Genomic DNA, 22,410 nt, shown 5'->3' with positions numbered 1-22,410 from the left:
CGGAATCGGCGGAGGGGGGTTATCCCCCGCTTTACCCCACCCGCATCTGTCTGGCGCGCCGCCACGCCCCAAAGGCAAACACCCCTGCGCCGAACCAGATAAAGGCGAAGGACAGCGCCCGCAGCGGCGTGAACGGTTCGCCCTGAAACAGGCCGATCATGAAGGCAATGGTCGGGGCCATGAACTGAATAAAGCCCATCGTCGAAAGCGGCAGACGACGCGCCACGTAGGAAAACAGAAACAGCGGCAGGACCGTCACCGGCCCGGTCAGGGCGAACCAGAAGGCGTGCGACAGGCCGCCGAAGAAGTGCCCCTGCCCCGTCCCTTCGAACCACACCAGATAGAGGATCGACGGCACAAACAGGAAGACGCATTCGACAAACAGCCCGGCCAAAGCCGACACGGCCAGTTGCTTGCGGATGATGCCATAGGTGGCAAAGGACAGCGCCAGAGTGAGCGCGATGTAGGGAATATGGCCAAGCGCCAGCGCCTGAATCCCTACCCCGACAATGGCCAGACCTATGGCCGCCTTGCCCCAGTTATCAAGGCGCTCCTTGAACAGGATCGCCCCCGCCGCCATGTTCAGCAACGGGTTGAGATAGTAGCCCAGCGCCGACTCGATGGTGTGGTGGTTGGTCACCGCCCACACAAAGACGCCCCAGTTAATGGCGATCATCAGCGCCGCCACCAGCAGGGTGAGCGCCACCTTAGGTGTGCGGAAGATGGTCAGCACTTCCGGAAACTGCCGGGTGATCAGCACCAGCCCGCCCGACCAGATCAGCGCCCATACCGATCGGTGCGCCATGATCTCCAAAGCACCCGCGCCAAAGTCTTTCATCGGCAGATAGACGAGCGGCGCAAAGCCCCAGACGGCATAGCACAGTATGGCCAGACCGATGGGCGAAGCGAAAAACGGCTGAGACGGTGTCGTCGGCGTAGAGGTCGTCATGGAAACATCCAATCACTGTTCTTTACCTCCCCAATTTATTGGGGAGGGGGACCGCACGACGCAGCGCTGGCGCTGCTAGATGCGGTGGTGGGGGCTCGGAGTGTGCCAACACACCCGGTGCCCGTTAAAACCTACGCGAGCCCCCCCGTCTGGCCTTTGGCCAGCCACCTCCCCCGGCACGCCGGGGGAGTAAAGAGACGTGTTGGTTTCAGTTTTTACTTCTTAACGCCACAGCATGACGCGGCAACGAAAAAACCGGCGGAACCCTGGGGGTCCGCCGGTCTAAAGGATCACTTTGCGTTAGTGATCTTTAGGCTGTGACTGGCGTGATAACCCCGCGTTCGTCGAGAAGCTGTGCGATCTGCACGGCATTGAGCGCCGCGCCTTTGCGCAGATTGTCCGATACGCACCAGAAGGCGAGACCGTTCGGCACGGACGGATCGTTGCGCAGGCGCGAAATGAAGGTGTCGAATTCCCCGACACACTCCTTCGGCGTCACGTAACCGCCGTTTTCGCGCTTATCGACCACGGCGATGCCGGGGGCTTCGCGCAGGATTTCGCGGGCTTCGGCCTCATCCAGCGGGTTTTCAAACTCGACATTGATCGATTCGGAGTGGCCGACAAACACCGGCACGCGCACGCAGGTGGCGAAGACTTCGATATCGGGGTCGAGGATCTTCTTCGTCTCGACCTTCATCTTCCACTCTTCCTTGGTCTGACCGTCTTCCATGAAGACGTCGATGTGCGGAATGACGTTGAAGGCGATGGGCTTGGTGAACTTTTTGGGCTCGGTTTCGCCCAGGCCATATACGGCCTTGGTCTGATCCCACAGCTCATCCATACCGGCCTTGCCGGCTCCGGCCACCGACTGATAGGTCGAGACGACGACGCGCTTGATGCGCGCGGCATCGTGCAACGGCTTCAGCGCCACCACCATCTGGATGGTCGAGCAGTTGGGGTTGGCGATGATGTTCTTCTTCTTGCAGTCCCAGACGGCGTCCGGATTCACTTCCGGCACGATCAGCGGCACATCCGGGTCCATGCGCCAGGCCGACGAATTGTCGATAATGATCGGACCTTGCTTGCCGATCTTTTCCGACCACGCCTTCGACACGTCACCACCGGCCGACATCAGCACGATATCGACCTTGGAGAAGTCGAACTGCTCAAGGTCTTCGCAACGCAGGGTGCGGTTGGCAAAGCTCACCTCAACGCCCAGCGATTTGCGCGACGCCACGGCGTAGATGTCCTTGATCGGAAAATCCACCTCTTCGAGCGTGGCAAGCATCTCACGGCCAACAGCGCCGGTGGCGCCGACAACGGCGACACGATAGGTCATCGGAAAACTCCAAAACTGAGTGAGGTTGGCGCAAATAAACAAAAAAGGCATCGCGCCGGTGGCGCGTGCCTTATCAGAGAAAGCCAGAGGGGAAAACGTCTTTTTTCTGTGCCTTCAACTCAGTCAGACTTATGTGACGCCTGACTGAGTTGCTGGTTTCTTTTGAGATTATTTCAGGCGTGCGCAGCCATGCCGCCCGGATAGGAGGGCGTGGTCGGCATGTGGCGAATACGATCCAGCGCCGACAGCAGGGCTTCGCGGGTAAAGGGCTTGGGCAACAGGCCATCGCCGCCAACCGTCTGGCTGACTTCGCGCAGACGTGCCTGTTCCTTACCGGTCAGAAAGAGGATGGGGGTATGGCCCAGATTATGACCCTGCTCAATCTGACGGATTTCACGCACCGCCTCGATACCGGACATGACGGGCATTTCCACGTCCATCAGAATGGCGTCGTATTCAGAGATTTCATAGGCTTCGACGGCTTCGCGCCCATTGGCGGCAAAGTCCACATCCATACCTGTGGGGGACAGGACGCAATCCATCATCTTACGCAGTGCGGAATTGTCCTCAACGCATAACAGTCTCATCTGGGTACGCTCCTCCGGAACTGTCTCTTCTCACGAAACATGCTCCCATGTTACAGTTTATTTCATGTAAGTCCTATCAATTCCCTAACGGGTACTGATAAATTTATCGGCAAAATCCTTGCCAGATAAGTGATTTCGCCGCTTTATAGCCGCATGACCGCCGCATTCCCGTCCTTCACGAATTCTTCCGATGTCGGAGCCTTCGAAGCCATCGTCATTGGCGGCGGTCCGGCGGGGTGCGCCTGCGCCCTCTGGCTGCATAAGCTGGGGGTTCGCGCACTGCTGCTTGAGGCCAGCGACGCGCTGGGCGGTCTGCAAAGGCGCAGCCCCTACGAAAATTTGTGGATTCCCGGCCTTATGGGCCACACCGGGGAAGAGGTGGCCGGTGCCCTGCATCGCCATGTCCATGCCATCGGCGTGCCCTGTCAGCTCAACAGCCGCGTAAGCCGCATCGAAGCCGCCGATGGCGGATTCAGGCTTCGGGTCGAAGGCGAGACTGTACGCGGACACTACGGGACACAACATCTGGTAATCGCTACGGGGACGCAACCGGTGAGAGGGCACTTCCGTCCGGCGCACAATGTCGCCGTCGGACCCGGTTATCCTATGGAAAACCTGGAGGTGCGCAATTGTAAAATTGCGATACTGGGCGGCGGCGATAATGCCTTTGACCAGGCCCGATTTGTGCTGCAACGCGGCGCAAAATCGGTGACGATTTTCTCTCGCACGCCCCCGAAAGCGCAAATCGGACTACAGCAGATGATCCCGGAGGCAGAGGTGCGCATTGGCCCCTACACCGCTGATCAGGCACACATGACCGTCAATGGAGAGGTCTTCGATGCCTTTGGCGTCATGTATGGCTTTGCGGCGCAACTGCCCGAAGGCCTGCCTCAAGACCTTGAGTTGAAAAATGAAAACGGTTTCATCGCGGTAAACCGACAGGGCGAGACGGTCCTTTCCGGTCTGTGGGCCTGTGGCGAGGTGACCGACTACTGGCACCCGTGCGTGACCACCTCGGCGGCGCATGGCATTCAGGTCGCCAAGCAGATTTCACTACGCCTTGGGCGCTAAAGGGATCCGGCGTCATTTACGCTTATGCAGCATTTTTTTAACCGCAAACCCACACTTGTCTGCTAGTTTGGGCCCCATATCCATTTATCACAATTTCGTGACACTTTCGCCTGATGCCCGGTTCCGTTAAATCCGCCTACAAGCAACTGATCAAATCGGGTCAGATCGCCGCCGATCCGGGGCAGGCCGAAGCCGTGGACGTGTTATCGAAGCTGGAGCGCACCTTACGCGACAGCGCCGGCTTCTGGCAGGGGCTGTTTGGCGGCGCGCAGTGCTACGGCCTGTACCTGTGGGGGCAGCCGGGGCGCGGCAAGTCCATGCTGATGGACCTCTTTTACGAACACGTCGCCTTTGAGCCCAAGCGCCGCATCCACTTCCACGCCTTTATGGCCAAGGTGCATGAGCTGGTGCAGGTGTGGCGTCAGGGCGATGCGAAAGAACGCCAGTCGGTCTTCGGCACGTCGAAGGGCGATGACCCGGTCGCCCCGGTCGCCCGACTGATCGCCAGAGAGTCGAAGCTGCTCTGTTTCGATGAGCTTCAGGTGACCGATATCGCCGACGCCATGATTCTGGGGCGACTGTTTGAGGCTCTGTTTGCGCAGAAGGTCACCATCGTCATCACCTCCAACCGCGCGCCCGAAGCCCTGTACAAGAACGGCCTCAACCGCGACCTGTTCGTGCCCTTCATCGACATGATCCGCCGCCAGATGACGGTACACGAGGTCAGGGGGCCAAAGGATTTCCGTCTGGATCGCCTGAGAGGCGCGCGCGTGTATTTCACGCCGGACGATGCGGCGTCCGAAGCCGCCTATGACGTCCTGTGGCGCGACATGGTCGGGCCGGGCAAGGCGGTCGCCACCACGCTGAGCGTCAATGAACGCAAGCTGACACTGAAACGCACCTGCGGGCCGCTGTTGCGCGCCAGCTTTGCTGAGCTGTGCGCCGAAAATAACGGTCCGGCGGACTATCTGGCCATTGCCGAACGCTTCACCACCATCTTTATCGACCATATCCCACAACTGGGACCGGAAAAGCGCAACGAAGCCAAACGCTTCGTCAATCTGATCGACGCGCTCTATGAGGCCAACACCAAGCTGGTAGTGCTGGCCGCCGCTGAGCCAGCCGCCCTTTATCCAGCGGGCGATGGGGCGTTTGAGTTTGAGCGCACCGTGTCCCGCCTTGAGGAAATGCGCTCGCAGACCTATCTCGAAAAAGTCGCCGACTGACCTTTTTTCTGTCACCTGACTGTCATGGGCAGCCGTTACAGGCACGGCCATTGTCGGTCCACCTATCTTCCGGGGCCGTCGCTTTCAGGGGCCCCTGCCATGTCCGTCCGCGTCCTCAGCCTGATTTTCGCCACGCTCAGCCTGCCGCTGTCCGCTATTGCGCAAACCGCGCCGGCTCCCCTGCCCGCCACGCGCGACCTGACGCAGGACACCGGTTTCAAGGCGCAAAAGGACGCCATCGAGGCCGCCGCCGCCCAGATGCCCAATACGGGCCGCGCCAAAAACGTCATCCTGTTTATCGGCGACGGCATGGGCATCAATTCGGTCACCGCCGGGCGCATACTGGCCGGGCAGGTGCGCGGTCAGGACGGGGCCAGCTACGTGTTGTCATTCGAAGCCCTGCCCTATACGGCCTTCTCCAAGACCTATTCGACCAATAATCTGGTCACCGACTCCGCCAATGGCATCTCGGCCATCACCACCGGCGTCAAGACGATCAACGGCGCCATCGGCGTGACCGGTGATGTGAAGAGCAAGAACTGCGACGGCGTCGCGGCCGCCCGCGTCCTGACCATCGCCGAACAGGCCAAGCTGTCGGGCCGCTCGGCCGGCGCCGTCACCACTTCCGGTATTACGGACGCGACCCCCGCCGGCACCTTTGGCCACACCTCGACGCGCAACTGGCGCTCGGACGCCGACCTGCCGCCCGAAGCGGTGGCGGCGGGCTGCACCGATCTGGCCCGGCAACTGGTGCAGGCCCCGGCGGCGCTGCGCCTTGACGTCGCCATGGGCGGTGATCTCGAAGACTTCCTGCCGGTGACCGCCGGTGGCGTGCGCAAGGACGGGCGCGACCTGACGTCTGAGTGGAAGGCACAAAAAAACGCCGCCGTCCTGACGGGCAAGGCGCAGCTTGCGGCGCTGAACACCAAAACCGCCGGTCCGGTTCTGGGCCTGTTCAGCAAGGGTGACCTGCCCTCGCCGCTCGATAAGCCGCAGGATGTGCCGGGGCTCGATGAGATGACCGCAAAGGCCATCGACCTCCTGTCGCGCAATGACAAGGGCTATTTCCTGCTGGTCGAATCCGCCTCGATCGACAAATGGCATCACAAGAATGACGCCCACCGCGCTCTGCACGATGTCGATGAACTGGCCAAGGCGGTGAGCATTGCCCTGGCCAAGACCGACCCCAGGGACACGCTGATCCTGATTACCGCCGACCACAGCCACGGCCTGACCCTGTCAGGCTACGCGCCGCGCGACGGGCGTATCGACGGCGTGTCCGGTCAGGGCGACAAGGCCTATCCGCTGCTCAGCTACGCCACCGGCCCCGGCGGCGAGCACCCGCACACGGGCGGCTATACAGCAGAGGAGACTGAGGCGCTGGGCTTCACCAATCCGGCCCTGTTCGGCATGCCGAGCGCGGCGCACGGCGGCGAGGACGTGCCGGTCTATGCGCGCGGTCCGCAGGCCTATCTGGTGCGCTCGACCGTGGACTCGACCTATCTCTATCAGGTCATGGCCCGCGCCCTGTTCGGGGCGGAGACGCCCCGAGCGCAATCCGATAAAGTGCCATAAAAGTGTCTTGGCACTTTTGGCTTCGCCGAACTTCGTTTCGGAAGAATTGCGCGACCAAACAAAAACGTAGAGCATTCGGCGGCTCAACTTAGCCGCCGAATGCTCTAAGACAAAGCCGTAGCCGCCAACCAGCGCCGCGCCGTGGCAAGGTGCATCCGTTCGACCATCTCGCCATTGACCGACACTACGCCCCGGTCAGCATTCTCAGGCTGCGCAAAGGCCGCCACCACGGCGCGGGCCCAGTCGAGCTGATCCGCCGTCGCCGCAAACACCGCATTGGCGACGGCGACCTGCGCCGGATGGATCAGCGTCTTGCCGTCAAAGCCCAGAGCGCGGCCATTTTCGCATTCGCGCCGCAGCCCCTCCTCATCGCGGAAGGTATTGTAGACGCCGTCGATGACGCTGAGGCCGAAGGCGCGACCATGCAGGACGATGTGGGACAGGGCCAGTTGCAACTCTGTGCGCTCCGGTGTTGCCGAGACGCGCAGATCAGCGCGCAGATCATTCGGCCCGGCGATCAGGCCCTGAAGCCCCGGTGCCGTACAGATCTCACGCAGATTCAGCACCCCCTTCGCCGTCTCAATCATCGCCCAGACCGGGGCTTCATAGCCGTGCAGGTGCACCGGCAAACCCACCTTGGGCACGACATAGCCGTGCAGCCCGTGCCCGACAAAGCGCGTCAGAGCTTGCAAAATCGACGTCTTCAGCGCCGGATCGACGCGCACCAGAACCACCGGCGCGGCAAACCCACCGGCCTCAAGCGCGCGAACCACGCGCTTCAGCGCCTCAGCCTTCTCTGCCTCGCCGGCGGAGTCCTCCAGATCGAGGATGAGGGCGTCGGCCGCCAGCGTCGCCACTTTTGACATCGCCTTGTCATTAGCGGCGGGGACGAACAGGACGGAACGGAGCGGCAAATGCATCATGCGCGCATTTTACGCCGCTTTGGCCACGCCTGAAACCTCAATCCGGTGAGCGCCGTCCAAAACCTCAGATTATGCAATCTTTTGCATGAATTAAATCGATTGTCGCTCCGCCTCCGGCCGTGGCCTCACCCTTGTCATAATGGGGGTTTAGCCTCATATTAGGTCTCAACAGGCCATACCGGCCCAACCCACAGGGATTTACAATGAACGACTATCGCAGTCACAATCCGGCCAATGCGACCGTACAGGACATGTCGGTCGATGCGGGCCTGCGCAGCTTCATGCTGGGCGTCTATAACAAGATGGCTCTGGGCCTTCTGCTGACCGGCGCGCTCGCCTGGGCCGCCGCCAACGTCCCGGAAATCACCAACCTCATGTTCCGGGTCACGGCGGATGGTCGTCTGGCCGGCTATACGATCATGGGTTATGTCATCTCCTTCGCGCCGGTGGTCATCCTTCTGGGGTCGGGCTTTGTGATGCGTCAGCCGACGGTTGCCTCGACCAGCATCCTGTACTGGCTGGTTGTGGCTCTGATTGGCCTGTCTACCGGGGCTAACTTCCTTGTCTATACGGGCGGTTCTCTGGCTTCGACCTTCTTCGTCACCGCCGCCGCCTTCGGTGCGCTGAGCCTTTACGGCTATACCACCAAGCGCGACATGAGCGGCTGGGGCAAGTTCCTGTTCATGGCGGTCATCGGCCTGATTATCGCCAGTGTGGTCAACCTGTTCCTGCAAAGCTCGATGCTCTACTTCATCGTCAGCGGTCTGGGCGTCCTGATCTTCTCGGCCCTGATCGCCTTTGAGACGCAGAACCTCAAGCACACCTATTACGAATTGGGTGGTAATGAAGCGGGTATGGCTATGGCCACCAACTATGGTGCGCTGAGCCTCTACATCAGCTTCGTCAACCTGTTCCAGTTCCTGCTGGCCTTTATGGGCGTGCGTCGCGACTAAGTCTGGCTCAGGCCTAAACACGAAACCCCGCCGGAATGTTCCGGCGGGGTTTTTATTTACCCGATCACATCCAGCTTCGTCTTGTCGAGCACGCTCAGCACCGGCTCCAGTTCACGCCCGCGTTTGAGCACCATGCCGTTCTGATTGAACACCGCAAACGCCCCCTGCTTGCGCGCCAGCGACGGGCGTTTTTCGATGCGATAGACGGGGGCTTCGCCGCTACGGCGGAAGATGTTGAAGGCCACGACGTCGGCCAGACTGTCTATGCCATAGTCGCGCCAGTCGCCCGACGCCACCTTACGTCCATACAGTCTGAGGATCAGCTCCAGTTCGCGGCGTTCAAAGAAGACCGGCCCTTTCGGCGCGGCAACAAACCCTGTGCCCTGATCCTGAAAGCTCATGCGGCGAACCTCTCATCAATCGTAAGCGTCCGGGGACCACATTTTGTTGAGGGCTCGTTGTGAGCGAAACTTCCGTCAGAAGTTATTCATTTGTGACGGAGCATTCGGCATGGGTCGGTATGAGGTTATCAGCGGGGTTGAGCGCTATCGGCGCCGGTCTCGCGAAGAGAAAGCGTTGATTTTGCGAGAGGCGTCAGTGCCGGGAGCGATAGTCTCGCACGTTGCACGTCGCCACGACGTGCGTCCCCAGCAGATCTATCAGTGGCGTCGCCAACTGCAGGCGGCAGCTGGGCCGATCTTTGTGCCCGTGTCTGTTAGCGCGTCGTTACCTGTGGCTGAAGGTCCTGGTTCTGGATTTGCGGTGATCGTTGAGATCTTGGTGCGCGACGGTCGCAGCCTGAAGGTGCCGGCGGATCTGGATCGAGGGCTTTTGTCGTCATTGATCGCGTGCGTGGAGGCGTCATGATCGGGCCGTCGGGGAATGTGAAGGTCTACCTGGCGTGTGGAGTGACGGATATGCGCCGCGGGATCGACGGTTTGGCGACGTTGGCGCGCGAAGTAATCAAACAGGATCCGGGATCGGGCGCGATCTTTGGCTTCCGGGGAAAGCGGGCTGACCGGATAAAATTGCTATGGTGGGATACCCAGGGCTTTTGCCTTTATTACAAGGTCCTGGAGCGGGGATATTTTCCCTGGCCGACGGCGAAGGACGGGGTTGCGCACCTGACGGCGGGTCAGTTGGCGATGCTCGTCGAGGCCATAGACTGGCGTCGACCGGCATGGACATCGGCGCCTTTGCGAAGCGGCTGAAACGCTTATTTTATAAGGGAAATAGGCTGGAAATCATTAGCGTTTTGATCGCAAATCGGCTAGTGTTGCGGACATGGAAATCATGTCTGCCAACGCCTCTGATGAGCTTGCCGCCCTGCGCGCGCTCGTGGCTGAGCAGGCCCTGCAACTGGACAAAAATCGCGCTGCGCTCGAAGCCGAGGTTGCCAAGCGGGACGCCATCATTACCCTGCTTCGCGGGCAGTTAGAACTGCTGCGGCATCGCACTCACGGGGCGTCGTCGGAAAAGGTCGAGCGTAAAATCGAGCAATATGAGCTGATGCTCGAGGAGATCGAGGCGACGCGGGCCGAGGCCGAAGCCGAAGCACGTTCGGGCAAGGACGATCTTCCGGAGGCGGAAGAGGACAAGAAGACGCCGAAGCGCAAGCCGTTGCCTGGCAATCTTCCGCGTGAAGACAAGGTCTATGAGGCGCCGTGCAACTGTCCGACTTGTGGCAGCGCTTCGTTCCTGAAGGCGGCGGATAAGGTCGTCGATGTCATGGAGCATGTTCCGGCCTCAGTGAAGGTCGTGCGTCACATCGAAAAGCGCATGATCTGCAAGGACTGCGACACCACGGTGGCGGGCGAGATGCCGAAGCTGCCGATTACCAAGGGCAAGCCCGGGCCGAGCTTGCTGGCCCACATCATGGTCGCGAAGTTCGATGACCATATCCCGCTCTACCGCCTGTCAGAAATGTATGAGCGGATGGGCATTGATATCTCCCGATCCGTCATGGCCGACTGGGTGGGGCGTGTATCGCTTCTGATCGCGCCGTTGGTGACGTTGGTCAAAGCCTATGTCGCCGGAACTGACCGGATCCACACTGACGACACCCCAGTGGATGTTCTGGACCCTGGGCGAGGAACGACAGCAACCGGGAGGCTCTGGGTCTACGTCTTCGATGGCAGCGGCTACAAGGATGGCCGGCCAAAGGCTGTTGCCTACTATTACAGTGCCGATCGCAAGGGTATCCACCCTGAGGCGCATCTGGCCGACTTCAGCGGCGTGATGCATGCCGACGGCTATGGCGGGTACAAGAAGCTATATGGCAACAAGATTACCGAGGCGGCGTGTATGGCGCACGTGCGGCGCAAGTTCCATGACGTCATCAAGCTCAAAGCCTCGCCTGTGGCCGAGGAAGCCCTGAGCCGTATCGGCGCGCTTTACGACATAGAGGCGCGCATCCATGGCATGACAGCCGAGGAACGTCGGGCGTTACGGCAGCAGCATGCCCGGCCGTTGCTGGATAGTCTCAAGGCCTGGATCGAGGCGATGCTGCCGACCGTCCCGCAGAAGCAGAAGCTGGCGGAGGCCATGCGCTATGCCTTATCGCGATGGGAGGCGTTGAGTGTCTACATCGACGATGGGCGTGTCGAGATCGATAACAATATAGCTGAGAGGGCCATCCGCCCGATTGGAATTGGAAAAAAGAACTGGCTCTTCGCCGGCTCCGACAAGGGAGGCGAGCGCATCGCCAATGTACTGACGCTCATCGAGACGGCGAAAATGCACGGCCACAATCCCGAGACCTACTTCACCCACGTTCTGACGGTGATCAGGGATTATCCGGAAGACCGACTGCATGAACTGTTGCCTTGGGTAATGGCACCGGCGAAACCAGCATCAGGGGCGGCCGCCTGATGGCGCGCGCGACTCGCGTCTTTACGACCAAAGCCGTCGCGGACCTCCTCGACGAGGACATCGAACTCATTGAAGAGATCGCGTGCAATCCCGACAACATCGACTACGGCGAGATGCTCCATATCTGCGACGGCTCCGAACATGGTGCGACTGGCTTTACGGACCGAGGCATCCAGTGCATCGAAGACATGCTCGAGGAGGCCCGAAACTGGGACGGCGGGCTACGCGGCTTCCTCGTGGCAAATTACTCAGAGCCAGAGGCTATCGAGCGCATAATGGCCAAAGAGCAGGCGCGAATCGAAGCCAAAAGCCAAGAAAAGCCGTAAAATCAGTTTGCCGGACGCTCACCATCAATCCAGGTTTTATAGTCGCCCGATCCTGTAAAAAGACAAGAGGTTTGAAGCACCGCTCCATGCAAACGGTGGCATCACGATCACGTTTCCAAAAGAAATGAACCCACCCTAAAATGACCTCATTTCAGCCGTTTAGGCGCCCATATTGGCCTATACAAGATGAGTGTCGGCCGGATCGGTTCGTCGGGTCCACCCCCTGAACAGCCCCCCAGCCCAGGACTTGACCGCCAGTCAATGGCAGTTCCCCTCCGGCCGACATGCCCTCTTTGTCCCCCCCTGAAGACGAGGCAAAAACGCACCGCCCCCTCCCCGGTCGGTGCGTTTTTTTATGCTGGCTTCCGTCTCTACAAAAGTCCGGCCGCTTTGGCCGCCTCATCCAGACTGTCGCCGATCAGGGCCATATTCTGGATGGCCGCCAGCCCCCACTGCGCCGTGCCGTTGGTCGAGAGGGTCGGGTCTTCGTCCAACGGACGCAGCACTGCCCGGCCGTCGATGCGTCGCGTACGGCGTTTCAGCCCGCCATCGGATTCGCGCCCGTCCTTGCCGAAGAACTCGCTCCACGCCCGCAGCGCCAATGCCTTGTCCTTCTCATGGAAGGCGGCATAGGCCGTCAGACGCGAATGGGCATCACGCAGATTGCGCCCACCAGGCACACTTCCCAACAAGGCCTTAAGCTCATCATTGGGTGCGTTATAATAGCGGCAATATTCCAGCCACGCTTTGCGGTACAGCGGTTCGTCGATCAGGCTCAGCAGTTCCGAACTCATCTCGACCACGCCGAACACGCCGTTGAGGTGCGAGATGGCAACATAATCGCCTTCACCCAGGAACTTACCCGTCTTGAGATCATAAGGGGCTGAAGAGGCGAACCAGCGTCGCTTGAGTTTGCCGATTGTCGTCATGCCGTTGACGATCCGGTCGCGCCATTTGGTATCCCCCGTGCGCTCCCACTCCGTCAGCCAGGCCGAAATGAACGAGCCCCATGACGTGCCGAAGGAGGAGTTTACCACGCCTTCTGGCGTTTCGCGTTCCGGCGACGGCGGCAGCTTACGCGAGATGTCCACATTTTTCAGTGAGAAGTCCGACTCATTGAGGTCGCGCATCAGGTCACCGACGCGCTCATCGGCGGTCAGGTAATAGTAGATGCGGCGATAGGCGACGTTCGACACGCGCGGCTGCTTGGACGAATCCGACCACGGCTGCACGCCATGGCGCGTGCCAAAGCCTTTGAAGCGGCCAAGGTGATAGACATCGACCTCACCCGTCTGCCGCGTCATGGCCTCGGCGAATTTGAACACGTCGGCGCGGCCCGTGCGCAGATAGGTGTACCATATCCACAGGTCGGTCGAGAGTTCGGAATTGTCCCAGGCATAGCCGCCGATATCATAGCGCCACATGTGACGCTCTGCATCATAGGTGTGCATCACATCGCCATAGGTCCAGAAGCCGTACCAGCGGCGCTGATCGACCTCCTTCATGTAGTAGTCGATCTGATAGGTCAGGCGGTCTTCGAGGATTTTGCGCGCCGGCGTCGAAGAATTGGCCACGTCCCAGTCGCCAAAGACGCCGCATGAGTGGATGCGTTCCGGCGACAGCACCAGACGCGCCGGATTGGCGACCTGCTCGGCCATATCCGAGAACACCTGATGCGAGGGCGTCGCCCCCAGCACCCACAGGTTCAGTTCCGAGGTGCGCGCCACGCCGGTCGCCGTGTCCCAGCCCTTTTCGTAGTCCTCATAGGTGATGTTGAGGCCTTCGATCTCTTCCGGGTGGGTGTCCATGCCGTCGGCCGAGCGATAGGGGCGCACATCCATGGCCGGGGCGTCCGGCGACCACAGCCACGCGGTGATCTCGGCCATTTCCGTATGGGCATTGCGCACGTCAAGTTGCGTCGGCGAGCGCTGCCAGAAATCCTTGAAGCCCAGCGCCACGCCGCCGCTCGCCCCACCGACATAGGCGAGCCCCTTGGTGCGCGTCCCGGCATTGGAGTCGATCCAGGCGTGACCGGCGCGCGTGCGCTTTTTGATGGTGTAGCCATCGGGCGTCAGTTGCGACAGCGTGAAATCGCCCCATTCCGGTATCCATTTCAGCCCGTCCTGCACCGGCTTGGCCATGTCGGCGACGGCCACGGCCTTGCCTTCGACCTGAGCGACGCCCAGCCCCTTGCCCACCGGACGACGCAGCCCGGTCAGCGGCCGCACCGCCTCACCCCATACGCCCACACCATCGCCGGTCAGGCGGATATGGCGGTTGTGCGTCTCTTCCGTCATTGGGGTTTTGGCGGTGACGCCCAGACCGCGGATGAAGTCCTTGAAGGGGTCACCGTCATAGATGAAGGAGTGCACGATGCGCACGCTTTCGGAACCGGCGTAGAAGTAGAGCCGCACCGAGAAGGGCAGCCAGTCGCGGCCATTTCCGGAATGCACGCCCTCGATCTTGAGCACCGCGCGCACAGGCCCGGTCTGCTCGACCGTGACCTTGCTGATCTTGCTGCTGAAACTCTGCTGGCTGACACTGCCCGTGGCGTCGAGATCGGGCGCATTCTGCCACAAGGCGACCAGCTTCATCTCCTTAAGCGTCGGGCGGCCCGCGCGGGTGGCGGTAGCGATCAGATGCTCACCCGAGGTCGGCACGACCCACACCAGATCACCGGAAGTCACCGTAACAGCGACGGTGTCCTGTTTGACGCTAACGGTCTTGGCAGGCGCAGCCGCCTTGCCCGGCGCGAGCGATAAGCCTGCGGGTTTGGTTCCGGCGGGCACGGCGTGCGCCGTCCATTTTAGCGAGCCGTCGGGCCAGTAGGCCAGCGGCCACGACTGTACCGGCTCCTCACCCAGCTTGAAGTCCGGCACCTTGCCCTTGGCAGGCTTCACCGTACCGCGCGGCCACGGCACCCCCAGCGTCGCCCCTTCAAAAGCCGCGGGCGTCCCGTCCAGCCATCTGAGATCGGTCGAAGCCACAGGCGTGGCCTTGGCCGAGGCCGCGGCCTGCGCTACGGCGGGCAGGGCGCTCAGGGCCGACAAAGCCACGGCGGATTGCAGAAGATGGCGGCGCGAGAGAGAGGTCATGGTTCCCAGCCCTTAAATAAAGTCAACGACTTGAACGTTGACGGCGGTGGTTTCCGGCGCACTATCGCTCAATTTTGTCCAAAATTGATCACGCAACCCGGTCCGTTAATAAAAAACCGCCGCCCGGAACCCCGGACGGCGGCTGTGAAGTTGTTTCTCGTTCCAACCTACTGGAGACGATAGGTCACACCGAACAGGAAGCGGCGCCCACCGTAGGAAAGCTTGTAAAGATTTTCCACGCCGTCAGCAAAGCCCGCATAGTTCCCACCCGAAATTGCCTGGCTCTCACGCGTTAGGTTACGCGCCTCCAGATAAAGGTCGACATTTGGGCGCAACTTGTGCGTGATCTTCGCATCTAAGTAGCCCGATTCGTCGATATACCGGGGGGTGCCGGGGCTATAGGGTACAGGTCGCGCTGCAATACCAAACGGACCAGGATAGTTATTGCGTGCATTTGAGCCGCAAGAGGTTATGCAGTCGAACCGCTCGGTGCGATACTGGTAGGAGACACGGGCATTCGTTTTTCCGTCATCATACCAGACCGAGAGATTATAAAAGTCCGACTGCCCCTGTGGCGGCATGGCATCGCCCGAGTTTGGATCGCGGATGATGTTGCTGGCGGCCTCAAGTTTAGACGCGTTAAAGTCAGCGCCGGTGTAGCGAAGATACCAAGGCAAGAAGGTAAAGGCCGTTTTCATCGAAAACTCCCAACCCGTACGTTGATATGGATCGCCATTGCGCCAGGTAGGCACATCGAACTCCAGTTCCGACACAGGCTGTCCCGTTACTGGGTCAACCTGATCACTACCCGCGAAGACCTTCACACCGGATACCGTCGTCGCTTCTGGCGCTCCGATACGAACATCAAGCTTATGGTAGGCCAGGGACATCATGGTGTCCTTATTGGGATACCATTCAACGGAAATATTAGAGTCTTTCGCCGTATAAGGCTTCAGCTCAGGATTGCCAACGCGCCCAGTGCAGTCATTGAGCGTTGAGCCATCTGCCGCGAGATATTCTTCGCTTCTTTCATCGAAGATACATTCGCCGGCCGGAAGGAGGCGGCTAATTGGGGGGCGAGCCACCGTCTTCGCGGTGTAGTAGCGCAATACGACCTGATCGGGCACAACCCAAAGTGCGAAATTATAGCTTGGCAGATAATCGCGCGTCTTGCGGCTTAGATTGGCGTTTTGACGGAAAATTGTGTCCGAAACACCGGCGGCGAGGTAAGGATTGAGGGGATCAAACGCAGCTGTCTTACGACGAGAACGGAAGGTCATGAAACCCGTAGAGTTGACTTCGGTGTCCACAACCCGCAGACCGACGTTACCATCAAAGCTCAGGTTAAACGGCAGTTCTTGCTCAAATTCGAGCATGTAATAGGCGGCAGTAAACTTCTCGTCCGAGAACCCTTTGGGTTGCTCATACATCTTGCCGTCTGAACCCTGACAGACCTTCAAACAATCAAAGTTGAAGTTCTGCGATTGACCGAGGTAGCCCAACAGGCGTTGTACATTAATGCCCTGCCAGCTTCCAAACAGGTCGCCACGGTTCGGGAAGCCATCGAAGAAGACAGAGTCCGGCTTCTCCATAGTGTCACTGATGATAGCCAAAAGTTGGTCTGGTGTGAAGGTATCAACACCGTAACGCGTTTGCAGCAAGTTCGTGCTAGGCACGTACCCGTAGTTACACGGTTCAATCGACGTAGAGGTAGGCAGACAGGCCCTAAAGCTACCCCGAAGCGCATTGGTGGGCACCACGACCGGCGCTACATAGCCCGGCTGACCAAAGGTTCCAGAGGCGCTTTTTACCTCGTAGCCACCAAAGCCCCAGGAAGACGCGACCGCATTACGATAGGAAAGCCCGGTCTTGAAACCCGTAAAGAACGGAATCGTATCCTTCAGGTTGTAAGTTAGGTCAATCTTTGCCGTTGTTTCCTCGGTCTCCTGAAGCCGCGGTGAGTACTGGATCGAGAAGTTAGGCGTTACCAACGGACGCTGCGCGGCTGTGTAGGCCGGAATAGCTGGATTGTTAATTGTGGCGGCTACAGCGGCGGATGCAGCCTGAGGAGACAGCTGCACAAAGGCCGCCGGGTCGGTTTCGTTGTACGTTGCCGGCAAATCATAGGTCCAAAGGCCAGACGGCAGCACCTTCAGCGTGGCAAGTCCATAGGTCGTCGAGCGGCTTGTACGGGTGTCGGTCCGCGACGATTCTCCCTCGGACCGGCCGACGATGAAATCGACTTTTAGTGGTCCGTTCTTATAATTGCCACCAAACTGAAGATAGTTGGTCTTTACATCGATCGTGTTATCGATCTGGTCGATCGTTGCCGTGCCATCTGAAATGCTGAACTCGGTAAGGTGGTGGTTAGCGTCAACCTTCACACTGGCGGGGTCGACGTTAACTGTATGCCCAAGGAACGGGTTATTGCCGAACGTACCGATGCCGTATTGCGGGTCATATAAGTAGTACTGGTAAGGATATGCCGGATTGACCGAACGAATCCGCGGGTTGCCTGTTGTTGCCAACCACGTATTCGTTACATCGATATTCACGCCACCGAGATTGCGGTTGCGGAATTGATCATCGACTAGACGATTTGCGATAGCATACTTCCCGTATACTGTGAGGTGATCGTTCACACGATAGTCCACTCGGAAGTCAGCGGACAAACGCTTCTCTTCCTGAGAATTCAGGAAGCTGCGGATCAAAGAGGGATGGTAGTCATTCCATTGGTTCAAGCAGGTAATCTGCTCATACACGCGTTGATTTTTGACGTTATTTGATCCCGTCGTAAGGATCGGGAACGCCGCCAAACAATCAGCCTTGGTTTTCGCGTTTGCGGATTTCGTGATAAGCGAAAGTGGACTTTCCGTCGAGTTTGCCATCACGACGTTGGCGCCGTCACCGGTCACGGTCGAGGGGTTAAACGTAAACGTCTTTTCCGGCGAGTTGTCAAAATCGATAGCCGCGGCATAACCCGCATTCCCACTGGTCACAGTTTCCATGTTGTGACCATTATTTTGGACATGACGCGCGGAAACATTAAACAGCACACCTAACCGGCCATCCATGAACTTGCGCGAAGCGATCAAGTTGATGTCCGGCGTAATTTTCTTGCCGAGGGAATTCCGCTCCCCCCCAACGCGAAGCGAAAGATAAGGCTTCTTGAAATCCAGCGCTGTGCGCGTTTTGATTTGGATACCGCCACCCAGCGACCCTTCGGTCATGTCAGCGGTCGTCCCTTTGACGACATCCACACTGGCAATCAGATCCGCCGGAAGCTCGCGCATGTCAGCTGCTCGACCGTCGCCGCCCAAGGCGAGGCTGCCCGTGTTCTGCACGCCCAGTCCGTCGATTTCAACACGTGAAAGGTCGGCACTATTGCCTCGGATGCTGACCCCATCCCCTTCACCAAACTCATTTCGAGCAAGCGCCGTCCCAGCAACGCGAGAGATGGCTTCATTTAGATTGCGGTCCGGAAACGCACCAACATCATCCGCCACAATAGAGTCCGTGGCGGTCTTAGCTCGCTTCTTGCGGTCAATCGCCGACTGCTGAGATGCGCGAGCGCCAACAACGATAACCGTATCAATGTCGTCTTGCGCAGCAGGTGCTGCCTGCTGAGCGTAGGCAGCGCCAGAGACGGCCAGCATGGCAAGGCCCGAACCGGCCATCAGATATTTTGCGAGAGTCGACTTGGGTGACTTTGAGGGTGGTTTCTGCATTTATTCCTCCGATATGCCGCCGAAACGACATGCCCCTTAAGAACTGTGTTGGTTCCTAGACTGCACGGGGAATAAACGTGCGGACGCACACGACGGCGCGCCGCATTACGGAAAAACGACTCCAGACGACAGAACAGACCCCGCCTTTTGTTTTGAGGCGCAGGCACACACACATATCCCGTCAGTTCGGAATCGCCTTCCGGCTTTTCACTCCCCTGCCAGGGCCCTTTGTTTTTGTGCGGGCCTCTGACGCAACAACCTGTTGGATGACGCTGATCCTCATTGATCGAAGCTGATAAGTCAAGCCACAATGTGATCATAATTGGCCTTAAGTCCGACAATAGAGTCACATTGCCGCCCAAAAGTAACACAAATGTCACACAATTGAGGCCGTTTGGACAAATTTTTCAAAACTTACAATCATTTATGCGGCTCACGCGAGGGTTGCGGGCGGCGTTTGACCGGCTGTCATTTTCATATTTAGTTGTTTTGTTTCAATGTGCTGTATAGGCAATAAGGCGATAGCCGCATTCCGGCCCGCCGGGCTGAGCGCTCCGCTTTTGAAGGGCCGCTCAAGTCACTCAAAAAATCAAATTCGATCAATTTCGATTGGAAGGGCACAAATTTGTGCTATCGCTGGCGACAGATCAGCCTGACTGGCGCGTAAAACGTCCCGGAAAGCGGCGGCACGCGTGAACAAGGCCACGCATCGGAGGAACATATGACAATCCCGACACTCAAAGTCTCTCTTCTGGCTGGCGTCGCCCTGATGCTGGGCGCAGCACCGGCGATGGCGGCCGACGCGCCGAAAGCCAGGGTCGAATATCTGGATCGTGGCGCGGTCGCGGTGACCTCGGAAAAGGGCGTGCTGGTCAGTTGGCGAGCGCTGGTGACGGATGACGCCAGACTGGGTTTCAATATCTATCGCGACGGTCGCAAGCTGAACACTAAGCCCATCACCACAACGACCAGCTTCAAGGACGAGGCGGGCTCCAATACCGCGACCTATGAGGTGCGCGAAGTCATGGCGGGCAAGGAAGGCACCGCCTCCAAAGCCCTGCGGATCGACGGCTATCTGTCTATCCCATTGAACAAACCGGCCGATGGCACGACACCGGACGGGCAGGCCTATAGCTACACCGCCAATGACGCCTCGGTCGGTGATCTCGATGGCGATGGCCGCTATGAGATCATCCTGAAGTGGGACCCGACCAATGCCAAGGACAACAGTCAGGGCGGCTACACGGGGCCGGTGCTGCTCGATGCCTATACTCTGGACGGCAAGCAACTGTGGCGCATCAATCTGGGGCGCAATATCCGTGCCGGGGCGCACTACACGCAGTTTCAGGTGGCCGACTATGACGGCGACGGCAAGGCCGAGCTGATCGTCAAGACGGCGGACGGCACCACCGACGCGCAGGGCAAGGTGATCGGTGACGCCACTGCGGACTGGGTCATCCCTTCGGGTGAGATCGAGAATAAGGACCGCACCGGTTCGCGTCAGACCGAAGACGGCAAGCTGATGGCGCGCCTGACCGGGCGCGTGCTCAAGGGGCCGGAATATCTGAGCGTCTTCGAAGGCGCGACGGGCAAGGTGGTCGATACCATCCCCTATCCGTCACCGCGCGGCCCGAACGGCGACAATCCCACCGATGCCGAAGCGACGGCGCGCTGGGGGGATGCCTATGGCAACCGCAGCGACCGCTTTCTGGCCGGAACGGCGTGGCTGGACGGGCAACACCCCAGCGCCATCTTCGCGCGCGGCTATTACGCCCGCACCACCATTGCCGCCGTTGATTACAAAAACGGCAAGCTGACCAATCGCTGGTACTTCGACTCCGAAGCCGCCGGGGTGCCGTCCGGCTATTCCGGGCAGGGCAATCACCAGTTCAGCGTCGCCGATGTCGATGGCGACGGGAGGCAGGAAATCCTCTACGGCGCCATGGCACTCGATGACACAGGAAAGCCGCTGTGGACCACCGGCATGGGCCACGGCGACGCCATGCACGTCTCTGACCTCGATCCCAACCGACCGGGGCTCGAAAAGTGGGGCGTACACGAGAATATGAAGATGTCCGGCAATACTGGCGCGGCGCTGCTCGATGCGCGGACCGGCGAAGTGATCTTCAAGGTGCCTGCTGATAAGGACACCGGCCGGGGTGCCGCAGGCGATATCGACCCGCGCCATCCGGGGGCCGAATTCTGGGCCTCGAACAGCGGCAATCTGTACGATGTGAAGGGTAATGTCATAACGGACAAACGCCCCCGCCAGATGAACTTCATGGTGTGGTGGGACGGCGATCTGCTGCGCGAGCTGCTGGACGGCAACAAGGTCTATAAGTGGGACTGGAATACGTCAGAGTCGAAGGTGATACTCGACGCACAAGGGGCGACGTCGAACAACGGCACCAAATCGACGCCGGCCCTGTCGGCGGACCTGTTCGGCGACTGGCGCGAAGAGGTGATGCTGCGTAGCGAGGACAACACATCGCTGCGCATCTATTCGACTAATATTCCGACGACCTACAAATTCACCACCCTGATGCAGGACCCGCAATACCGCGCCGCCATCGCCTGGCAGAACACCGCCTATAATCAACCGCCCTGGCCGTCCTTCTTTATCGGCGAAGGCTTGAAGGCGCCGCCGAAGCCGCAGGTCAGCGTGGCAAAAGCCCAATAGAATTTCTATTTCACTCTGGTGCAAGCTATGAGCCCCGTCGTCACAGACGGGGCTTTTTTTGCCTCACAAACGCGAATGAAAGGCAATAACCGTAACAAAAACAATCAAATTTATGTGCTTTCAGTTTGCGTTTAAATCTCTGTAAGGTTGTGAGAGCGTATATGTAACCGGTTCATGGGATTGCAAAAGCCACCCATGAGCCTAGTTCAGGCGTATTAAAGGGCCACAACAGGTAGAGCAGAGTAAGCGGTATAATTTTCCACACAGGCACGGAGCCCGACATGCAAAAATATCAGATAAGGAGCATGACCGAGATGGACCCGGCGGAGGAATTCAAGGACTTCGCCTATATCGTCTCGCACGATCTGGCCGGACCGGTACGGTCGCTTGTCGAGTTTTCGCGGCTTCTGGTCGAACAGGCGCCGGTGCCCGAAACGGACGACGCGCGCACCAACCTGTCCATGGTTCTGGAAAGCGGGGAGAAGCTACAGGAAATCCTGCACGGCCTGCTTCAGTTCTCACGCCTCAACACCGTGCCGCGGCTGGATCAGAAGGTCGATCTGGAAGAGATCGTGGCGCGCGTGCATATGAACCGTCAGACCGATCTCGACATGATTCGCGGGACGCTCAACGCCGGCATCCTGCCGGAGGTCACGGGCGACCCCAACCGCCTGTACCAGCTGTTTTACATGCTGATCGACAATGCCATCAAATTCCGCCGTCGCAATCAGCCGCTGATCATCGACATCGCTTGCGAAGAGACCGAGCAGGCCTACTGGATTTCGATCACCGACAACGGCATCGGTATCGACCCGATGTTCCATGACGACGTGTTCCGCCCCTTACGCAAGCTGCACAATGACGATGTCTATGACGGCGCCGGCATGGGCCTGACCCTGGCCCGCAAGATCGTCCTGATGCACGGGGGCCAGATCGGTATCGGCTCATCGGATGACGGCACGGCCATCTCGTTCAGCCTGCCCAGGGCCTGAGTTTTAGAGCGAAATGACTTTAGGTGGAAACGCCATTTCGCTCTAAATTTTTGTTTTGTCGCGATGTTTTTGCGGAAAACAGCTCACACTTTTCC

17 protein-coding genes are annotated in these 22,410 nt (G+C 59.2%); 10 read left to right on the top strand and 7 right to left on the bottom strand.

Annotated features, from left to right (window positions below; all coding sequences use genetic code 11):
* Positions 1-31: 31 nt before the first annotated feature.
* The 3 genes from rarD to ACK8OE_RS06690 all read right to left on the bottom strand — a co-directional run bounded on the left by rarD (position 32) and on the right by ACK8OE_RS06690 (position 2,875).
* Complete coding sequence (gene rarD / locus ACK8OE_RS06700) at positions 32-949, bottom strand: EamA family transporter RarD (RefSeq protein WP_410271905.1); 918 nt, start codon at positions 947-949, stop codon at positions 32-34.
* 310 nt (positions 950-1,259) lie between these two features.
* Entirely contained in the window at positions 1,260-2,288 is a 1,029-nt protein-coding gene (locus ACK8OE_RS06695) for an aspartate-semialdehyde dehydrogenase (RefSeq protein ID WP_410271904.1), read from the bottom strand.
* 173 nt (positions 2,289-2,461) lie between these two features.
* Positions 2,462-2,875 carry a response regulator gene (locus ACK8OE_RS06690; protein WP_290797299.1) on the bottom strand — a complete coding sequence of 138 codons (414 nt, stop codon included), beginning with the start codon at positions 2,873-2,875 and terminating at the stop codon, positions 2,462-2,464.
* Positions 2,876-3,028: 153 nt separating this feature from the next.
* Between ACK8OE_RS06690 and ACK8OE_RS06685 the strand changes: the two genes are divergently transcribed.
* The 3 genes from ACK8OE_RS06685 (at position 3,029) to ACK8OE_RS06675 (ending at position 6,747) form a co-directional block, all read left to right on the top strand.
* Positions 3,029-3,946, top strand: a complete 918-nt coding sequence (locus ACK8OE_RS06685) for an NAD(P)/FAD-dependent oxidoreductase (RefSeq protein WP_410271903.1) — start codon at positions 3,029-3,031, stop codon at positions 3,944-3,946.
* 113 nt (positions 3,947-4,059) lie between these two features.
* Positions 4,060-5,172 (top strand): cell division protein ZapE, encoded by a 1,113-nt coding sequence (zapE, locus tag ACK8OE_RS06680; protein ID WP_410271902.1) that lies wholly within the window; start codon positions 4,060-4,062, stop codon positions 5,170-5,172.
* A 99-nt stretch (positions 5,173-5,271) separates the two neighbouring features.
* On the top strand, positions 5,272-6,747 hold the full coding sequence (locus ACK8OE_RS06675; RefSeq protein WP_410271901.1) for an alkaline phosphatase: 1,476 nt from the start codon (positions 5,272-5,274) through the stop codon (positions 6,745-6,747).
* Positions 6,748-6,851: 104 nt separating this feature from the next.
* Here ACK8OE_RS06675 and ACK8OE_RS06670 read toward each other — a convergent pair whose 3' ends face one another.
* On the bottom strand, positions 6,852-7,670 hold the full coding sequence (locus ACK8OE_RS06670; protein WP_410271900.1) for an HpcH/HpaI aldolase/citrate lyase family protein: 819 nt from the start codon (positions 7,668-7,670) through the stop codon (positions 6,852-6,854).
* 203 nt (positions 7,671-7,873) lie between these two features.
* On the opposite strand from ACK8OE_RS06670, the gene ACK8OE_RS06665 reads away from it, so the two are divergent.
* Positions 7,874-8,623 (top strand): Bax inhibitor-1/YccA family protein, encoded by a 750-nt coding sequence (locus tag ACK8OE_RS06665; protein ID WP_410271899.1) that lies wholly within the window; start codon positions 7,874-7,876, stop codon positions 8,621-8,623.
* 56 nt (positions 8,624-8,679) lie between these two features.
* Here the strand turns inward: ACK8OE_RS06665 and ACK8OE_RS06660 are convergent, their stop codons facing one another.
* On the bottom strand, positions 8,680-9,024 hold the full coding sequence (locus tag ACK8OE_RS06660) for a DUF2794 domain-containing protein (RefSeq protein WP_126421797.1): 345 nt from the start codon (positions 9,022-9,024) through the stop codon (positions 8,680-8,682).
* Positions 9,025-9,133: 109 nt separating this feature from the next.
* Between ACK8OE_RS06660 and tnpA the strand changes: the two genes are divergently transcribed.
* From tnpA to ACK8OE_RS06640, 4 genes are all read left to right on the top strand, one after another.
* Positions 9,134-9,490: an IS66-like element accessory protein TnpA gene (gene tnpA, locus ACK8OE_RS06655; RefSeq protein ID WP_410271898.1), complete on the top strand. Its 357-nt coding sequence runs from the start codon at positions 9,134-9,136 to the stop codon at positions 9,488-9,490.
* Positions 9,487-9,834: an IS66 family insertion sequence element accessory protein TnpB gene (tnpB, locus tag ACK8OE_RS06650; protein WP_410271897.1), complete on the top strand. Its 348-nt coding sequence runs from the start codon at positions 9,487-9,489 to the stop codon at positions 9,832-9,834. Before tnpA ends, tnpB begins: the two co-directional genes overlap by 4 nt.
* Before the next feature lie 73 nt (positions 9,835-9,907).
* Entirely contained in the window at positions 9,908-11,494 is a 1,587-nt protein-coding gene (tnpC, locus tag ACK8OE_RS06645; RefSeq protein WP_410271896.1) for an IS66 family transposase, read from the top strand.
* Entirely contained in the window at positions 11,494-11,820 is a 327-nt protein-coding gene (locus ACK8OE_RS06640; protein WP_410271895.1) for a hypothetical protein, read from the top strand. Before tnpC ends, ACK8OE_RS06640 begins: the two co-directional genes overlap by 1 nt.
* Before the next feature lie 371 nt (positions 11,821-12,191).
* On the opposite strand, the gene ACK8OE_RS06635 is transcribed toward ACK8OE_RS06640, so the two are convergent.
* Both ACK8OE_RS06635 and ACK8OE_RS06630 read right to left on the bottom strand, forming a co-directional pair.
* Positions 12,192-14,915, bottom strand: a complete 2,724-nt coding sequence (locus ACK8OE_RS06635) for a Tat pathway signal sequence domain protein (protein ID WP_410271894.1) — start codon at positions 14,913-14,915, stop codon at positions 12,192-12,194.
* 167 nt (positions 14,916-15,082) lie between these two features.
* Entirely contained in the window at positions 15,083-18,643 is a 3,561-nt protein-coding gene (locus ACK8OE_RS06630) for a TonB-dependent receptor (protein ID WP_410271893.1), read from the bottom strand.
* A 721-nt stretch (positions 18,644-19,364) separates the two neighbouring features.
* On the opposite strand from ACK8OE_RS06630, the gene ACK8OE_RS06625 reads away from it, so the two are divergent.
* The gene (locus ACK8OE_RS06625; protein WP_410271892.1) at positions 19,365-21,323 is read left to right on the top strand and encodes a rhamnogalacturonan lyase; all 1,959 of its coding nucleotides are present in this window, start codon (positions 19,365-19,367) and stop codon (positions 21,321-21,323) included.
* A 305-nt stretch (positions 21,324-21,628) separates the two neighbouring features.
* Positions 21,629-22,315, top strand: a complete 687-nt coding sequence (locus ACK8OE_RS06620) for a sensor histidine kinase (protein ID WP_410271891.1) — start codon at positions 21,629-21,631, stop codon at positions 22,313-22,315.
* Positions 22,316-22,410 lie beyond the last annotated feature (95 nt).

Origin of the sequence: Asticcacaulis sp. W401b, from assembly GCF_046503825.1 — a bacterium.
In the GTDB taxonomy this organism is placed as follows: Bacteria; Pseudomonadota; Alphaproteobacteria; order Caulobacterales; family Caulobacteraceae; genus Asticcacaulis.
The sequence above is the reverse complement of the archived record's forward strand: the minus strand, read 5'-3'. Positions and strand labels throughout refer to the sequence as shown.